Origin of the sequence: Actinobaculum sp. 313 (assembly GCF_003073475.1) — a bacterium.
Taxonomy (GTDB): domain Bacteria; phylum Actinomycetota; class Actinomycetes; order Actinomycetales; family Actinomycetaceae; genus Asp313.
This window is the reverse complement of sequence record NZ_CP029033.1, coordinates 497,338-512,701: the sequence shown is the minus strand read 5'-3', so window position 1 is coordinate 512,701 and position 15,364 is coordinate 497,338. Positions and strand designations below refer to the sequence as shown.

17 protein-coding genes and 1 pseudogene are annotated in these 15,364 nt (G+C 60.3%); 9 read left to right on the top strand and 9 right to left on the bottom strand.

Features of this window, described 5'->3' with window-relative positions:
- Nucleotides 1–628: 628 nt before the first annotated feature.
- Nucleotides 629–877 (bottom strand): hypothetical protein, encoded by a 249-nt coding sequence (locus DDD63_RS11950; protein ID WP_125482407.1) that lies wholly within the window; start codon nucleotides 875–877, stop codon nucleotides 629–631.
- A 341-nt stretch (nucleotides 878–1,218) separates the two neighbouring features.
- On the opposite strand from DDD63_RS11950, the gene DDD63_RS02200 reads away from it, so the two are divergent.
- Complete coding sequence (locus DDD63_RS02200; RefSeq protein WP_240611339.1) at nucleotides 1,219–1,470, top strand: DapH/DapD/GlmU-related protein; 252 nt, start codon at nucleotides 1,219–1,221, stop codon at nucleotides 1,468–1,470.
- 207 nt (nucleotides 1,471–1,677) lie between these two features.
- Here DDD63_RS02200 and DDD63_RS02195 read toward each other — a convergent pair.
- Both DDD63_RS02195 and DDD63_RS02190 read right to left on the bottom strand, forming a co-directional pair.
- Nucleotides 1,678–2,564: pseudogene (locus tag DDD63_RS02195) on the bottom strand (iron chelate uptake ABC transporter family permease subunit).
- A 304-nt stretch (nucleotides 2,565–2,868) separates the two neighbouring features.
- Complete coding sequence (locus tag DDD63_RS02190; protein ID WP_240611338.1) at nucleotides 2,869–3,852, bottom strand: iron chelate uptake ABC transporter family permease subunit; 984 nt, start codon at nucleotides 3,850–3,852, stop codon at nucleotides 2,869–2,871.
- A gap of 174 nt (nucleotides 3,853–4,026) precedes the next feature.
- On the opposite strand from DDD63_RS02190, the gene DDD63_RS02185 reads away from it, so the two are divergent.
- The 4 genes from DDD63_RS02185 to DDD63_RS02170 all read left to right on the top strand — a co-directional run bounded on the left by DDD63_RS02185 (nucleotide 4,027) and on the right by DDD63_RS02170 (nucleotide 7,206).
- Nucleotides 4,027–5,100: an iron-siderophore ABC transporter substrate-binding protein gene (locus tag DDD63_RS02185; RefSeq protein WP_108714993.1), complete on the top strand. Its 1,074-nt coding sequence runs from the start codon at nucleotides 4,027–4,029 to the stop codon at nucleotides 5,098–5,100.
- A gap of 143 nt (nucleotides 5,101–5,243) precedes the next feature.
- A complete protein-coding gene (locus tag DDD63_RS02180) occupies nucleotides 5,244–5,972 on the top strand; it encodes an ABC transporter ATP-binding protein (protein WP_346426227.1) in 729 nt (242 codons plus the stop codon).
- A 231-nt stretch (nucleotides 5,973–6,203) separates the two neighbouring features.
- The gene (locus DDD63_RS02175; RefSeq protein WP_240611337.1) at nucleotides 6,204–6,890 is read left to right on the top strand and encodes an AzlC family ABC transporter permease; all 687 of its coding nucleotides are present in this window, start codon (nucleotides 6,204–6,206) and stop codon (nucleotides 6,888–6,890) included.
- A complete protein-coding gene (locus DDD63_RS02170; RefSeq protein ID WP_108714990.1) occupies nucleotides 6,883–7,206 on the top strand; it encodes an AzlD domain-containing protein in 324 nt (107 codons plus the stop codon). The genes DDD63_RS02175 and DDD63_RS02170 overlap by 8 nt, the downstream gene beginning before the upstream one ends.
- Before the next feature lie 92 nt (nucleotides 7,207–7,298).
- Here the strand turns inward: DDD63_RS02170 and DDD63_RS12355 are convergent, their stop codons facing one another.
- Genes DDD63_RS12355 through DDD63_RS12340 form a run of 4 tightly spaced genes read right to left on the bottom strand, consistent with a single transcriptional unit; the run spans nucleotide 7,299 to nucleotide 10,643 of the window.
- On the bottom strand, nucleotides 7,299–8,141 hold the full coding sequence (locus DDD63_RS12355; protein ID WP_205647297.1) for an ATP-binding cassette domain-containing protein: 843 nt from the start codon (nucleotides 8,139–8,141) through the stop codon (nucleotides 7,299–7,301).
- Complete coding sequence (locus DDD63_RS12350; RefSeq protein WP_205647296.1) at nucleotides 8,142–9,038, bottom strand: ABC transporter transmembrane domain-containing protein; 897 nt, start codon at nucleotides 9,036–9,038, stop codon at nucleotides 8,142–8,144.
- A complete protein-coding gene (locus DDD63_RS12345; RefSeq protein ID WP_240611455.1) occupies nucleotides 9,031–9,591 on the bottom strand; it encodes an ATP-binding cassette domain-containing protein in 561 nt (186 codons plus the stop codon). The genes DDD63_RS12350 and DDD63_RS12345 overlap by 8 nt, the downstream gene beginning before the upstream one ends.
- On the bottom strand, nucleotides 9,588–10,643 hold the full coding sequence (locus DDD63_RS12340) for an ABC transporter ATP-binding protein (RefSeq protein WP_205647295.1): 1,056 nt from the start codon (nucleotides 10,641–10,643) through the stop codon (nucleotides 9,588–9,590). Before DDD63_RS12340 ends, DDD63_RS12345 begins: the two co-directional genes overlap by 4 nt.
- Before the next feature lie 33 nt (nucleotides 10,644–10,676).
- On the opposite strand from DDD63_RS12340, the gene DDD63_RS12175 reads away from it, so the two are divergent.
- From DDD63_RS12175 to DDD63_RS02145, 4 genes are all read left to right on the top strand, one after another.
- A complete protein-coding gene (locus tag DDD63_RS12175) occupies nucleotides 10,677–10,814 on the top strand; it encodes a hypothetical protein (protein WP_164505420.1) in 138 nt (45 codons plus the stop codon).
- 208 nt (nucleotides 10,815–11,022) lie between these two features.
- Nucleotides 11,023–12,009, top strand: a complete 987-nt coding sequence (locus tag DDD63_RS02155) for an ATP-binding cassette domain-containing protein (RefSeq protein ID WP_108714989.1) — start codon at nucleotides 11,023–11,025, stop codon at nucleotides 12,007–12,009.
- Between the two features lie 50 nt (nucleotides 12,010–12,059).
- Entirely contained in the window at nucleotides 12,060–12,920 is an 861-nt protein-coding gene (locus DDD63_RS02150) for an ABC transporter permease (protein WP_240611336.1), read from the top strand.
- 184 nt (nucleotides 12,921–13,104) lie between these two features.
- Nucleotides 13,105–13,779, top strand: coding sequence for an ABC transporter permease (locus DDD63_RS02145; protein ID WP_240611335.1), 675 nt, complete (start codon nucleotides 13,105–13,107; stop codon nucleotides 13,777–13,779).
- 175 nt (nucleotides 13,780–13,954) lie between these two features.
- Here DDD63_RS02145 and DDD63_RS02140 read toward each other — a convergent pair whose 3' ends face one another.
- Nucleotides 13,955–14,611: a hypothetical protein gene (locus DDD63_RS02140; RefSeq protein WP_125482406.1), complete on the bottom strand. Its 657-nt coding sequence runs from the start codon at nucleotides 14,609–14,611 to the stop codon at nucleotides 13,955–13,957.
- A 43-nt stretch (nucleotides 14,612–14,654) separates the two neighbouring features.
- Nucleotides 14,655–15,278, bottom strand: a complete 624-nt coding sequence (locus tag DDD63_RS02135) for a hypothetical protein (RefSeq protein WP_125482405.1) — start codon at nucleotides 15,276–15,278, stop codon at nucleotides 14,655–14,657.
- Between the last annotated feature and the right edge of the window lie 86 nt (nucleotides 15,279–15,364).

Genomic DNA, 15,364 nt, shown 5'->3' with positions numbered 1-15,364 from the left:
ACCCAACAGCCCGACCAGAACCAAAAGACAACGAGAACCGCCTACCCCACCAGGCAGATACCCCGCCCACACCATCAGAATCCCATCCTTCCGCAACTACAAGAACATGACGACCCACGACCGCCATCACTCGAGTGGAGCGGCGAAACATGACCCCACACCACCCGCCACGAGCAACCATCACGCGCCCGATCCCTCCCATCACTGCCGCACTGCGCCGTCCCGCCGTCGGCCGCTCCACCCCGCAGGACAACATCCGACGAGGCCGACGGACCACCCCGCACCCCGTAGGCAACATTCGGCGCATACCACATCGCACGCGATCACACAAGCAAAATCATCAAAATCGCCATGGGTATCTTTCCCCATGGCGCGGCGCGGCGTCTTGTGCCAAGGTGGATACAACATAGAAGGGAAAACCAATCATGATGACACCGTCTTCTCACCGTGTAACGCGGGCCTTGCAGGCATCGCCTGCCTGTCGCTGCTCGGCGCCACGTTAACCGCTTGCGATCTTTGGACAACTGCAGGCGGACTCGATATCGAAACCACAACACCAGCACCGAGTGTCACATTGGCGCCAGCACCAGCGCCCGCACCGAGCACAGATACAACAAGCGGTTCTCCATCACCTTCCCCCACGCGTTCTCCAACCGGCAACAACGTTGAGGCCGTAGAGGAGTACGCTCTCCACGACGGCGTCTTCACGTTCTCCGCCGATGGAAGCCGGACCGCTGAATTCACGCCGCCCAGCGGTTACTACTTCAGCAGCAACGACAACCCGCAAGGCGGAATGGCTGTTGCCCCCGATGATCCGTATTGCAACTATGTGTTCCGGCGCGACGACGTTTTCGTTGACCAAATTCCAAGCAGTCAAGAGATGACTGATCTGCTCATCAGCGGGGGGTATACCGACTCGACAACGACCGATGTCACCAAATTAGGCGAATTTCCCGCTGCGGCAACCGACATCTTGAGATACGGCGATGGCGACTACCGGGACGGATCTATATTGTTGCTGTGGATGGCGTGCAGTGGAATATCACTATCAACGCGCCCGACGAGGAGACGCTCAACTCCATGGTTGAGCAGTTGAACGGCCTCAAGTTCAGCGACTGATCTCGCAGAATCCGGCAGCGACCTTCGACCGCAGGAAGAACCGCCGGGCGTGGGAACAACCCGATTGCAGGAGCGACCTTCCTCATCGGCCATAACGCTGTGCTGGCGACTCTGAACCACGATGAGGATCCCGCCCACCGCGCTCTCCTCCATCCCGCACCTATCCACATCGGCCCGAATGTTTGGATAGGCCCCAATGTGACGATCCTTGGCGGTGTCACCATTGGCGAAGGCGCAATTATTGCAGCCGGAGCTGTTGTCACCAAAGACGTCGCACCGCTAACCATCGTCGGTGGCGTTCCCGCTAAGTACATCCGAGATGTACGTACGGGAAGCGTCCGCGATAGATAGTCGCTGGACCGATATATCGGCTGGGCAGAACGCGCATGACCTGCCCCAGCTCCTGTCGGGTGGGTTCTCCCGAGTACGTCCCTAACTCCTGCATCCTCACGCTTAGCGACTCACGCACTTTGTATGGTCTCACGCTCTGCGTAGCAACTCACGCACTGCGTACGTTCTCACGCACTGGTAGCTCTCACGCGCTGCGTGCGTTCGTTCTCATGCGCTGCGACGCCGCAACAGCATTGCCACCAAATACAACCCGCCTATCGCCCCCGTGACCAGACCCACCGGGATCTGGAAGGGGCTCAGCGCCCGCTGCGCAATTAGATCGCTGCACACTAACAGGGCCGCGCCCATCGCCATTGCTGGCACCATCGCCGCACCCGGGGACCGGGCTAACCGACGCGCCAACTGCGGTGCCGCAAGTGCAACGAAACCAATCGGACCGCCACTCGCCACGGCGACGGCCGCCAGCCCCACGCCGAGCACGGCAAGGCCGATCTGCACGCGCCGCAACGGTAAACCCACACCAATTGCGACGTCGTCGCCTAATTCGAGATAGCGCAAAACCCGCCCAGCACCCATCGCCAGCGGAATCCCAACTGCGGCACCAAGAGCCAGGGCACAACACTGCGCCACGTGATGACGTTAAGGCTGCCATGCTGCCATACGCGTGCCGCCTCAGCCGTCTCAATATCCGCACGGCTCACCAAATAGTCGTTAACCGACGAGAGCATGGCGGCAATCGCAATACCCGCCACCACCAACCGTTCCCCTGTACCGGCCCCGGCCCGGGCGACAAGAAGCACAGCCGTCGCGGTGGCGAGACCGCCACAGAAGGCTCCTAACATCAGAACATTGCCAGTGGAACGGCCCATCACGATAATCACCACGAGTCCGCCCGTCGTCGCACCGGTGGTGAAACCGATGAGATCCGGACTCCCAAGAGCATTAGACGACAGGGTTTGAAAGATCACGCCTGATGCAGCCAGGCATATGCCGATGAGTAGCGCGGCAACCACTCGCGGCAGGCGCTGGTTCAGCACCAGATACGCATCCGTACCCTCCTGCCCGCCACGCAAGATCTCAATGATTCGCGCCATCGGAATATCGTAGGAGCCCGTTGTCAGAGTCACGCAACCGATGGCAACAGCTGCCAGCAGGAGCATTCCGGTTACTGTGACACTGCGTCTATGCAGAAGCAAGCTCCCACCGCCCGGCAGAGAGAGCCGCCGGTATCCTGCCGGTAAAAAACGCCCCATGTTCGCGACGAGAGAGCTCACGCACCCTTGGGGCTGCCCCGCACAGCCCGTCTTTCCTGCACACGGATCTACTTCCTCCATACCTACTTGAGCCGCACTTGCGGCCCCTCGGACTTCCCTCACGCTCCTTTTGCCTTTCACGCGATCACCGCACCTTCCGCAGCAGAATTGCGAGGAGCACCGGCGCTCCCACGAATGCCGTCACGATTCCGACTTCTAGTTCACCGGCCGCCGCAACCCTGCCGATAATATCCGCCCCCAACATGAAACTCGGCCCGGTCAACAGCGAAAACACCAACAAGCGCCGCTGATCGACGCCGACTAAGAGGCGCAGCATATGCGGAATGGCCAGCCCGACGAAACTGATGGGGCCACAAGCCGCCGTCGTCGCACCGCATAGCAAGGTAATGGCCAAGAGAGAAACGGACCGCGCCGCAGCAAGGCGTACACCGAGCGCCTGTGCCTGCTCGTCGCCGAGCGCCATGGCGTTCAGCGTCGGCCCCGCCGCGAAGGCCAACATAAACCCCACCACGAACAACGGAAGCAGTGGCATGGAAACCTCATAGCCACGATTCGCAACCGAGCCTATAACCCAGAAGCGGTAAGAATTGAATACGTCGGTGTGCGACATGGTCAGGACCCCGGTGCAGGAGGACAGCGCGGCACTAATAGCAGCCCCCACCAGCACCAAATGCGCACGATCATTGCGCGTTATTCTTCGTACCGATACCACGTAGACGAGACAGGCCACCACCGCTGCCCCGAAAAAGGCGAACCATACGTACCGGTTCGGTTCCGTAATGTCCAGAAACAGCGTCGCGCACACGACGGCAAAGGCGGCACCGGAGTTCACTCCGAGCAGGCCCGGCTCCGCTAGTGGGTTTCGGGTAAGCGCCTGCATGACCACACCGGCCACCGCGAGTGCCGCCCCGGCGAGAACAGCCAGAAACGTGCGCGGCATGCGCAACTGCCAGACGATGATGGCCTCCGGCAGGGTATCCCGCTGGGAGGAGCTCGCGCTTATCCCGCGCCACACGTCCGCAAGCGACATGTTGTTAGCCCCGATGGCAATGCTAAGAATGAATAGCCCGATAAGAACAACAAGGCAGACAATGACGACACCAATCACACGCGCAGGCGCTGGACCTTTTTCTTTCGCATCCGCACCCCTTCCTTTCGTGGGCACACTGCTCCCGCTGGGCCCCTAAATCGCACCTGAGTAGTAACCCCTCCTCGGTGACCTTGGCCATATTCCACGTCCACACTCTACTAAGAAGAAGTTACGTGTGGGTAGGCTAACCTCATGTCAACAATCTCTCTTCGGGCTGCGCTTACTGCCGGAGCCCTCACCATCGCTCTAACAGGTCTGACGGCCTGTTCAAACTCAACTTCCGACAATGTGACCACCAGCGGCGCGGCAACTGCTACGGCCTCCGCGGAGACGTCAAACAGCGCTGCTACCTCTGGTACGGACTATATTGCTCCACGCACCATGGCCGACGGCATGGGCTCTGGCGAAGCCGACGGCGTCTTCCCGCGTACCGTCAAGCATTTCCAGGGCGAGACAACCATTGAGGCGGAGCCGCAGCGCGTCGTCGTCATTTCCACCGGTCAAATTGACGGCCTGCTCACCCTCGGCGTCGTGCCGGCGGGAACCACCGCGCCAAGCAATACGGAAACTGTTCCGCAATACTTGCGCGATGCATTCCCAGATTTGGCCGAGCAGTTCGATGACATCACATACGTTGGAAGCCGCACCGAACCGTCCATCGAGGATATCGCCAGCTTGAACCCCGACCTCATTCTCATCAACAACGCGGGGAAGAAGGATTCTGACGGCCTATACGAATCCCTCACGGCCATTGCACCAACCGTCGTTACCGAGGGAACCGGAGTGAACTGGAAGTCCGACTTCCTGCTCCTGGCCGACGCACTCGGACGCATCGAGCAAGCGCAAGGCATTCTTGACGACTACCATGAGAAAGCCGATCAGCTCGCTACCGAGGTTGACCCGGATGAGACGGTATCCTTCCTAACCAAGAATGGTGATCGTATTCGCGTCTACGGCGTATCCTCCTTCAGCGGGTCTATTGCCGAGGACGCCGGGATTTCCCGACCTGAATCGCAGAGTTTCACCGACGAGACCTCTTTAGATATCAGCTCCGAGGAACTCGCACAAGCCGACGGAACCTGGCTGTTCTACGGCGTGAATGGCGGCGACAACAGCGAACTGGAGTCCCTGCCGCTGTGGAACACTCTTGAGGCTGTCACCACGAACCATGCCGTCGCCGTCGACAACGACCCCTTCTATCTGAACGCCGGACCGACGGCGGCCAACCTCGTGCTGTCCACACTGAGCGAACGGCTCGGCAAATAGCGCTCCCGGTAGCACGGCACGAGGTATTCGTGACACATGAACCACACAGGTGGGCGCACGCTGCTGAAACGGCGGGCGCCCACCTACACGTCGACTCCCTACACCTGGCCTATTCACGATCAGCGCCCGAGATCCTACACGGGGTGTCGTTACAGGTAGCACCACGTAAAATGACGGCCATCATCGGGCCGAATGCCTGTGGGAAATCCACGCTCTTGAAAGCCTGCGGTCGCGTTCTGGCAGCCCACAGCGGCGACGTGTTTCTCAATGGACGAGCGGTGAGCGCCTACGGTTCCAAGGAATTCGCGCGTATCATCGGCCTGCTGCCACAGTCCGCAACGGCACCGGACGGGATCACTGTTGCCGATCTGGTCGCGCGAGGACGTTACCCGCATCAGAACCTTCTTCATCAGTGGACCGGCGACGACGAAGCCGCCGTCGCCCGTGCTCTGCAACGCACCCATACCTCCGAGCTCGCCAAAGAGCCCGTGACCGCACTCTCAGGCGGCCAACGGCAACGCGTATGGATTGCCATGGTACTTGCACAACAGACGGATATCCTGCTGCTGGACGAGCCCACCACATTCCTCGATCTCGCCCACCAACTCGATGTACTCGATTTGTGCCGAGAGCTCGTGGACGAGTACGGCACCACGATTGTTGCGGTCTTACACGATCTGAACCAGGCCGGTCGGTACTGCGACGAGATTATCGCCATGCACGACGGAAAGATTCTTGCCCATGGCAGCCCGGAAGACGTGATTACCGCAGATCTGGTGCACAGAGTCTTTGGTGTTTCGTGCCGCGTCATCCCGGATCCGGAGTCAGGTACGCCGCTTGTTGTGCCCTTGATGCAAAGGAATATCGACTAGCAGCATGCAGTGTGCGCTGGCGCCGTACATCACGGGGCGCGGGAGGGAAGAACGGGCAATACATGCCGACAATGTGTGACCGGGCAACGCTCGCTCATCCCTTGAATCGAACGGCAGCTGTGGCGAATTCGCACACCCACCGGACCGCTCTTTGGCTAGATGGTAGCGGCTCTACCTACCAGCAATCGGGCGAAGTGGCCGGTGCTATGGGCACAGTGGGAGACTGATCCGGTGAAACACGAGGTCACCACCGGAATCCGCATGTCGCTGGCCGTTGGGCTGGGCATGTTTCCCCTCGGTGTCGCCTTCGGCCTGCTCGTGTTGCAGGCCGGGCTGCCGTGGTGGGTTGCTCCGCTGACCTCGTGCGCGGTCTATGCGGGATCCTTGGAGCTCCTGTTAATCAGCCTTATGACAGGCGGCGCGCCGCTGGCAACGGTGGCACTGACTACTTTCTTCGTCAACTTCCGCCACGTCTTCTACTCTTTCTCCTTCCCGCTGCGCGTGTTACGTGGCCGCTTTGCGCGCGTGTATTCGGTTTACGCGATGACGGACGAGGCCTACGCCATCACCACTGCGCATCCACACGGGTGGACACCGGCACGCCTTATTGCGCTGCAAGTATCTCTGCAGATGTACTGGGTCGGTGGCGGCATGGTCGGCGTCCTCCTCGGCTCCCTGCTGCCCGGGCAGATCAAAGGCCTTGATTTCGCCCTATGCGCACTCTTCATCACCCTGACGCTCGACGCCGCCCGCTCGTTGGCGACCGTTCCCTCTTTGCTACTGGCGGCCCTCAGCTTCGCCATTGCAATAGTCGCGACTCCGGGTGCAGTCATTTTCACCTCCATGCTGTTATTCGCGGCGTCACTCGGGATCCGTTACCTGTTCACTCGCAATAAAGGGGCATGGCCCTATGCCTAGTACCGGAGCGATTCTCGCCGTCGTCGGCGTTGCCGCCGCAATTACCGTGGCGCTGCGCGCGATCCCCTTCGCCATACTCAAACCGCTGCGCGAATCCCGCTTCGTCTCGCGGATGGCCGTGTGGATGCCGGTTGGGATTCTCGGCATACTCGCAGCAGCGACCTTCCGCACGGCAGCGTCCGGCGCACCCCTCCTGTACACGGGAATTGCTGCCGCGGTAACCGCCGCCGTGCACCTGATATGCGGACGCCGGACCATCCTCTCGGTTGCTGCCGGGACCCTCTGCTTTGTTCTCCTCATGAATTTCGCAGTTTGAGGGGTGACGGCCGCACGAATATCACAAGCTGACAAACACGGCCGCCCCGGACCGCCAATTCATCCAGCCAACGGCCTCTCCCCTCGGCACACCTAGCGGATACGCCAGCGAGCGGTCTGAGCGAAATCGTCAATCAGCGAGGCGAACACGCCTCCGGCCCGGGCAAGTTCGCGCGGTGAACCATGCTCAACCACACGTGTCGGCTCGCCATTCTCGTATCCCGACAGAATATAGACGTGGTCGGCATTCATGATTGTCGAGAGCCTGTGCGCCACCACGATAACCGTGCGCCCACGGGACAACTCGGCAAGAGCCTCGGTAATCGCCGCCTCGTTCTCCGTATCCAACGCGGAAGTGATCTCGTCCAAGAGCAGGATCGGAGCATCTTTCAGGAAGGCTCGCGCGATTGACACGCGCTGCCGCTCACCCCCGGAGAGTTTAAGACCACCCTCGCCGACCTGGGTGTCAATACCATCTGGCAAGCCGGCGACAACCGCATCCAATCCAGCCTTGGAGATAGCATCACGCACCTCTTCGTCGCTGGCCTCCGGGCGGGATAAGCGGATATTCTCCGCGATGGTGGTGTCGAAAAGGTACACATCCTGGAACACCATAGATGTCATCACCATCAGGTCGGAAGAGCCGATGCTTCGCACATCGGCGCCACCGACGGTGATTGAGCCACCATGCACATCCCAGAACCGGGCAATGAGCTTGGTAATCGTTGACTTTCCACACCCAGATGGGCCCACGAGCGCCGTAATCTGCTGCGCGGGAGCCGTCAGGCTCAGTGACGAGAAGAGCTTCTGGTTCGGCGTGTACCCGAAGTCGACGTCGTTAAGCACGATCCGCGTTCCCTGTGAGGCCTGTGGTACGGCGGGTTCCGGCAGAATCGGGCTGTCAACAATCGCACCGATGGCATCCAGTGCGACCATTCACTCCTGCAACGCAGAGGCATACAGCACAGACTGGCTGATCGGCGTCGTGAACCGCGCCGCCATCACCGCGATAGCTACATATGTGGGAGTGTCGATATCTCCACCCACTACGAGCCCCAGACCCGCCGCCAATATTGCGGCGAAGAACATCTGTGCCAGGATCCCGAAGCATACAGCGGGTGCCGCCTGCGCACGCATAAGCCCGGTGACGGTATCGTTCTCGGCTCGCAACGCGTCACTGAGCGGCTGCCAGTTGGTGCCCGCCGCTCCCTGCGCTCGCAGAACGGGTTGCAGGTGGGCGTACTCTGCGGTACGTGCCGCAGTCTGGGCGGCTACACGCGGTGCGATCCGGTGTTCGCGTATCAGGAGCCGGGAGGCCCAACGCCACAACACCGCCACCACCGGGAAGACGACAAGCATGATCAGCGCCAGATGCCAGTCATACACAAAGGTGACCACCATAACCGTCGCCGGGGTGACAGTGGCCGATATGAGCTGGGGCAACACGACGGAGGCCAAATGGGAGAGGGTATCAACTTCGGTGGAAATTGTTGCGGTGACCCGGACCACCGAATTCGCATCGAACCATCCCAAGGGCAGATTGGAGACTCGTTTGCCCACTTGGGCCGTCATATTGTTGCAAATATCGTAGGAGCTCACCTTGTTCGCATACGCGGTGGTGATGGATTGAATGAGGAATGCGGCCACGCCAAGCGCGAGAAGAACCCACAGGGCGCTCTTCGCCGTCGACGGGTCAGGCCCGAGAAAAGCACGTAAGAACCCGATAAGTGCTCCGAAGGCCAGGCCCTGCAGGATAGCGGCGGCAACATAGCCGACGATAAGCAAATAGATGGTCTCCGGGTGGTCGAAATGCTTGTTAAAACGCCTAAACATGCCCTGCTTCTCCTTCGCTGCTCGCTGCGGCCGCCGTCGACTGCGCGGAAGCGGTAGCGTTCATGCTTGCCGTCTGGGCGCGCCACAGATCGGCGTAGAGCCCACCGCGGGCGACAAGTTCCTCGTGCGTTCCAACTTCCACCGCTCGTCCAGAGTCGATCACGGCGATCTGGTCCGCCGAAGTGATCGTGGAAAGGCGATGGGCGATCATGATGACCGTGCGGCCTTGTGCCAGCCCGGTAATGGCCCGCTGGATTTCCAACTCCGAGTGGGCGTCGGCCTGCGCGGCGGCGATGATCTCTTCTCGGCTGGCTCCCGGCTTTCCGAGCGCAATGTTCCCGGCGACTGTGTCGGCGACAGTCATCACCTCTTGGAAAACCAGCGCCATGGAACTCATGAGCTGCCGGCTCGTTTGATCTCGCACGTCCACGCCACCTACCGTTATCGCCCCGGCATCCACATCCCAGAAGCGGGCGATGAGCTTGGCGAGTGTTGACTTTCCACCACCAGAAGGACCAACGAGCGCCGTTACGGTTCCGGGTTCGCAGGTCAGACTGATGCCCTTGATAACCTGCGTCCTTCGTCATAGGAGAATTCAACATCCCGGAGTTCCACCCGGGATGGATTCCCGACGACGACGGCCGATTCATCCGGTTCTGGTAGTTCCTCTGCTTGCAGTATGTCCACGGTGGAGCGGGCGGCCTCCCGTGCCGCATAGAGTTGTTGCCCGAGCTGCACCAGAGTGGTCAGCCCTTCGGGGATTCCCACCCACACGAGCATGAACGCCAACACCGTGACCGGCGTCGTCCATCCCAGCGCAACCATCCAGTATCCGATACCCGCGGTGAGGGCGAGGGTGGCAGCCGGTTGCATAACCGCTTGAATCACGGCCATACCGATACCGGAATTACGCATCCATTGCATGGCAGCGTCGCCGTGGCGTCGACGGGCTTCGTCAAAGCGCCCGTAGACGCTGGCCGCCATACCGAAGTTCTTCACTTCCTTGATGCCGTCGACCATCTCCACCGTGACCGCGGCAAGGTCACGTTGCGCGTTGGCGTAGGCGTTGAAATCGTTTCCCCACGCTCGTGTGGTTGGAATCATGCACACGATGATGAGCACAACGGATGCGGCAATCATGATCCCGGCGAACCGAGCGTCAAGGTAGAGCAGGTAGGCGAAACCCACGACGATTGTTCCAAGCGTATTGGCCAGGTCTCCGGCGAGGTGAGCAACGAGGGAGTGGATTGCGCTCGTGTCAGTGGTGATTGATTTACGAACCACCCCGGAGGAGCGGTCATTGAACCATCCGAGGGCGACGTGTTTGAGTTTAGCGACGAGTTTGCGCCGCAGTTCGTATCGCAGCCGGGCCTCCGTGCGATGGTTGCCTCCCAGCGCTCCCATATACGCAACACCGTGAATCACCATGGCGACGACGGCGACGATAACCCAGCGCCACAGTCGCGAGGAGTCGGCGCCTGCCAGCAGACCACGCCCGATTTCTACCAGTGCAATGTAGGGCACTAGCTTGATTGCAGAGCCGACAAAAGCCGTCAGGCCGCCCAGCAGCATCGAGCGATGCGCGCTGGCCGTTAACTGCCACACGTTGGCCGGTCCCGTACAGGCATTGCTCGCTGGGTGAGTCCGCGTCATCTGTTCTTCGTTTCGCGTCATCGCTCCTTCACCTTCCGTGTACGTCTGCAGCAGCGCGAATTCGATATAGATGTGTTGACGGGCCAGCCAACCGCCAATTCGTCACGCTACTCGCAAGCCTAGGCGCTCGCCGCAATTTAGGGCAGCCTTACCTTGTCTTGACGTGCTGTGAATGAATGGCCGCTCGCCTACTGTGGCCATGGCACGGACTCCAACCGATACAGATCCCACCATTGCCTACCACAACCGTCCAAGTTAGGATGTCCTTATGAGCAGCGACTCGGATCGGGTGCCCTGAGCATCGAACACTCAGAAATAGAGGACGCATCGCATGAGCAGCAACACTGTAGGTAACGAGCCTATTCTCGCCGTCCGGCAGATTCACAAGAGCTTCGGTAAAAACGGACGTAAGAAGGATGTGCTCAAGGGGCTCTCCTTCGACGTACTCAACCACCAAGTCGTTTGCCTGCTCGGTGCCAATGGCGCCGGTAAAACGACCCTGGTCAACATCGCTTCGACACTGATGCTGCCGTCTTCCGGCACGATATCCGTCTGCGGAGCCGACGTCGTCAAACAAGCCGACGAGGTGCGCCGTTTCATCTCTCTGACTGGCCAATTCGCTGCCGTTGACGGCGAACTCACCGGCCGGGAGAACCTTGTGTTCTTCTCGCGCCTCCACGGCCTGCCACCCCGTGAGGCGAAGGCGCGCGCCGATGAACTCCTCGAACAATTCCGACTCGCCGATGCGGCAACCCAGCGCGTCGCCACGTACTCGGGCGGCATGCGACGTCGTCTGGATATCGCGGCCTCGCTCGTTGTCGAACCGCGGCTACTCTTCCTTGACGAACCCACAACCGGACTTGACCCGTTATCCCGCCGCGAACTGTGGGAGACGGTAGAGCAGCTGCGTGACCGCGGTGTCGCAGTATTACTGACCACTCAATATCTTGATGAAGCCGAGAGGCTTTCCGACGATGTGGTCCTCATCCGCGATGGACAGGTGGTCTTGCACGGGCCTCCCGCTGCTATCCGAGAAGAATTCGGAGCACCCTTGTGCCAGTTGACATTCCGCGACACGGCAGATTCGCGCCGGGTAGCGCAGACCATTCTCATCTCGGAGTTCGGGCCTACGAGTATCACGCCATCCCTGGACGGTTTAACAGTCTCGTTCACCGCCCATGGTGGAGTGCAGGATCTTTCGCGCGCGCTCACTGCCATTCAAAATGCAGATATCGTCACGGTTTCTGCGGCACTCACACCGCCGACGCTTGACGACGTCTTCCTTGGCACGGCCTTCACGGCGGCGGGGGCATCATAATGTCCACCCACCCAGTTGAAAGCACCGGACCCACGTACGGTGCGCGGTCAGTGCACCCTCCGAAGGCACCCGGAACCGGGGATGCTGGCGATGCCAACCGTACCGAGGCGCCCGCTACACGCGGCACGGCCTCCGACCAGGCATATACAAGGAGCGAGCACCAGCTGACGCGCGCCCTGGCGGGGGCGGTCTGGCGCAACAACCTGCGCCTGCGGCGCAATACCGCCTCCCTGGTGTCGGCCTTTGTTATTCCCGGGCTATTCATGCTGTCCTTTTGGTCGGTTTTCGGCCATGCAGCGGCTACGTCCGGCTTCGACTACGCATTGTTCCTCATGGCCGCATGCATGATCCAAGCGGTAATGTTCACCGCAGGCGGCTCCACACTGGCACTGGCTGTTGACATGGAGAACGGACTGCTCTCCCGTATGCGTGCCATGCCCATCAACGCAATAGTTGCGGTAGGTGGACGCCTGATCACCGATCTCATCCGGTCGTTGTGCTCATTAGCCACCGTGGTGGCGTTGGGCTTGGTCTGCGGGGCACAACCGGACGGCGTCTCGGGCTTGATCCTAGGCTTCGGTATCGTGCTGGTTATGGGGGAAGTAATGGCCCTGGCCTTCTGCGGCATCGCTCTGCGCTCATCCCACCCGGTGCAGACTGCCGGATTGCTCCAGGCAGTCGAGATGCCGCTACTCGTTTTCTCCACGGCTTTCATTCCTGTGGCCCTGCTACCAAGCTGGCTGCGACCCGTTGTTGAGCATCTGCCCTTTTCCCCGCTTATCGACACCACTCGGGCGCTCCTGGCAGGAACAGGCGCAGGCTCAACGGGATGGGAGGCCCTTGCGTGGCTGGTTGCGGGTTTGGTACTCGGCTCGCTCTGGGTGGCCCATGCCTTTAGGAGGCAGCGATGAGTAGGGGGCAGCAATGAGTACGAGCCCGAATTCCTCACAGGGGGCGTTGACACCAGCGGTTTCACCGGCCTCTGCATCCGCCACTCGATCATCGGTCAGCTGGTTCACGTCTGTGCGAGTTCACGCGGGACGGCTCCTGCGAAGATGGTCTCGCTCATCGACCATGATCACCTCCACCGTAGGCATGCCCATCGTCATGGTCGCCGCTATCAACATCATGTTCGGAGGCATGGTCAAAGAGTTCTCTGGGAGCGGGATGAACCCCGCGCATGTTGCGGTGATGGTCGCCGTGTCCATGGCATTTACCGGTGCGATCATGGGTGCGGGCAGCACGGTGCAGGAGCGCCAGGAGGGACTGCCCGATCGACTGGCAACCATGCCAGGGCGCCAGTCGGCTAGTTTAGCCGGGCGCGTGGTGGCGGAAAGCCTGCGCGCCCTTATCACGTCTGCGGCTGCGCTGGGCGTCGGATTCGCATACGGCGCGGACTTCGGCGGCGTCGCCGGTTTCGCCTGGACGGTTCTCATACTTGCGCTGGTTGCGTATGCGGCTGGCAGCATCGGCAGCATGCTGGGTTACACCGTGGAGTCTCCACAGGGAGCATTGAGTTTCTCGCCTCTGATCATGGCGGCAATGTTCTTCAATACAGCGGTGATGCCGCGTGAAATGTACGCGCCCGCGTTACGGCCCGTTGTCAGCGCCTCACCGGTGACTGCCGTGACGCAAATGGTGACGGACGCTCGCAACGGTGTCCTCGACGTCGGCCACCTGCTCGTCTTTACTGCCTGGTTCGGAGGCATGGTAATCGTCGCAAGCCTCGTACTGGCCCGAGTGGCGAGCCGACGCCCGGTGAATTCCTAGGGGCAGTCGGCACTTGGCGAATTCCTCGGGGCTACGCCTGACGGATCCCTAGGGGTTGGCGGATTCCTAGGGCTGGCCGGCGGATTCCTAGGGGCGACACTCCGCTTCCGCAGTGTTCCGGCGTAACGGCCCCACAGCGGGCGCTTAGCGCCTTTCATCCCGACCTGCCGCGGAATCAGTCGAGAGCAACTGACTCTGAGCAGGAAACATGCTGCAGCTCGAAACCGGTCTGGTCCGACAGTGCGTAGACATCTGGAGAACCGTTAAGCAGTCCCTTTTCCGGCACGCCCTCTGGAAGGTCCGATGCCAGAACATACCCCACACACATCCGCGTCGAATCCAAATCAACAATCATTGCAGGGGCATTCATCATCTGCACAGACACCTCAAACGGGCGCGCGAACGCCATCTCCCCTTCCTCACTCTCACCCGACGCCAACAAATGCACCGGACTGGCTGGTTCGTACTCGTAAAGAACATCCGGATCCAATGGCATGTATGCATCCACCAACGCATAGCCATCAGTAACCTCGTCAGGCACCACATACGAACCACCCGCGAGCCACACATCCTCGCCTGTCATATTCGTGACCCGATAGGTGGCGTCAAACGAGGTATCCGTGGCATCCATCGACACCCACTCCACTTTGAGGCCTTCGTCCACCTCATCCACAACAAACCGCTCCGACTCATCCGACGCAGACGACGAGACAAACGGCGTCGGCGTCACAGCCGACGACCCTGACGAAGCACTCGAACTAGCCGGCGAATCGCCACTCTGACAACCCGACAACACGACCACCACAGCAGCTAGCACTCTGACAACCCTCACTTGTCTCCACACCACACACATATCCACCTTCCCTCCTCCCCACCTAATTCAAATCAAACGGCTCAGAACACGAAACATGCTGTAAGCGGAAGCCAGTCCAGTCGTATATCGCGAGCATATCCGGGTAGCCCAAGTTCAGCCCCTTCTCTGGCATACCCTCGGGAAGCTCAGAATCCGGAATATACCCAACACAGATACGCAGCGAAGACGGATCAACATACACATCCGAATCATCATCTTCCATCTGCGGCATCAAGCTAAACGGTAGCGCCACGGAGATATTCAAATACCGACTCTCACCCGCACCCAACACCGATACTCCACTAGCAGGCTCAACATAGTAATCCACGTCAGGATCAGGCGGAACAAACGCAGCGGCAAAGGCATAGCCCCCGCGTGAACGATCCGACACAATCCCCCGACTGCCACCCAACCACACATCCTCGCCGGTCGTATTCGTGAGCCGATACGTTGTCTCAAACAAAGTGTCCGAGACATCCGTCGACACCCACTCCACCTTCAAACCATCATCGACTTCATCGACCGCAAAGCGCGGACGCGTATCCCGTATCACCACCCACCAGAAGGCGACCCCGGCAGCCACCAACCCGACCACTAGCACTACTACAACGACCAACAACACACGACGACGTCGGGTTCCGCTCATCGAAACCCTCCCGATCCTGCAGACAAGAGAAAGACCGACACAAGACACCACGAGCGACGCGATGCCCCAGAACACGCTCCGAGCTC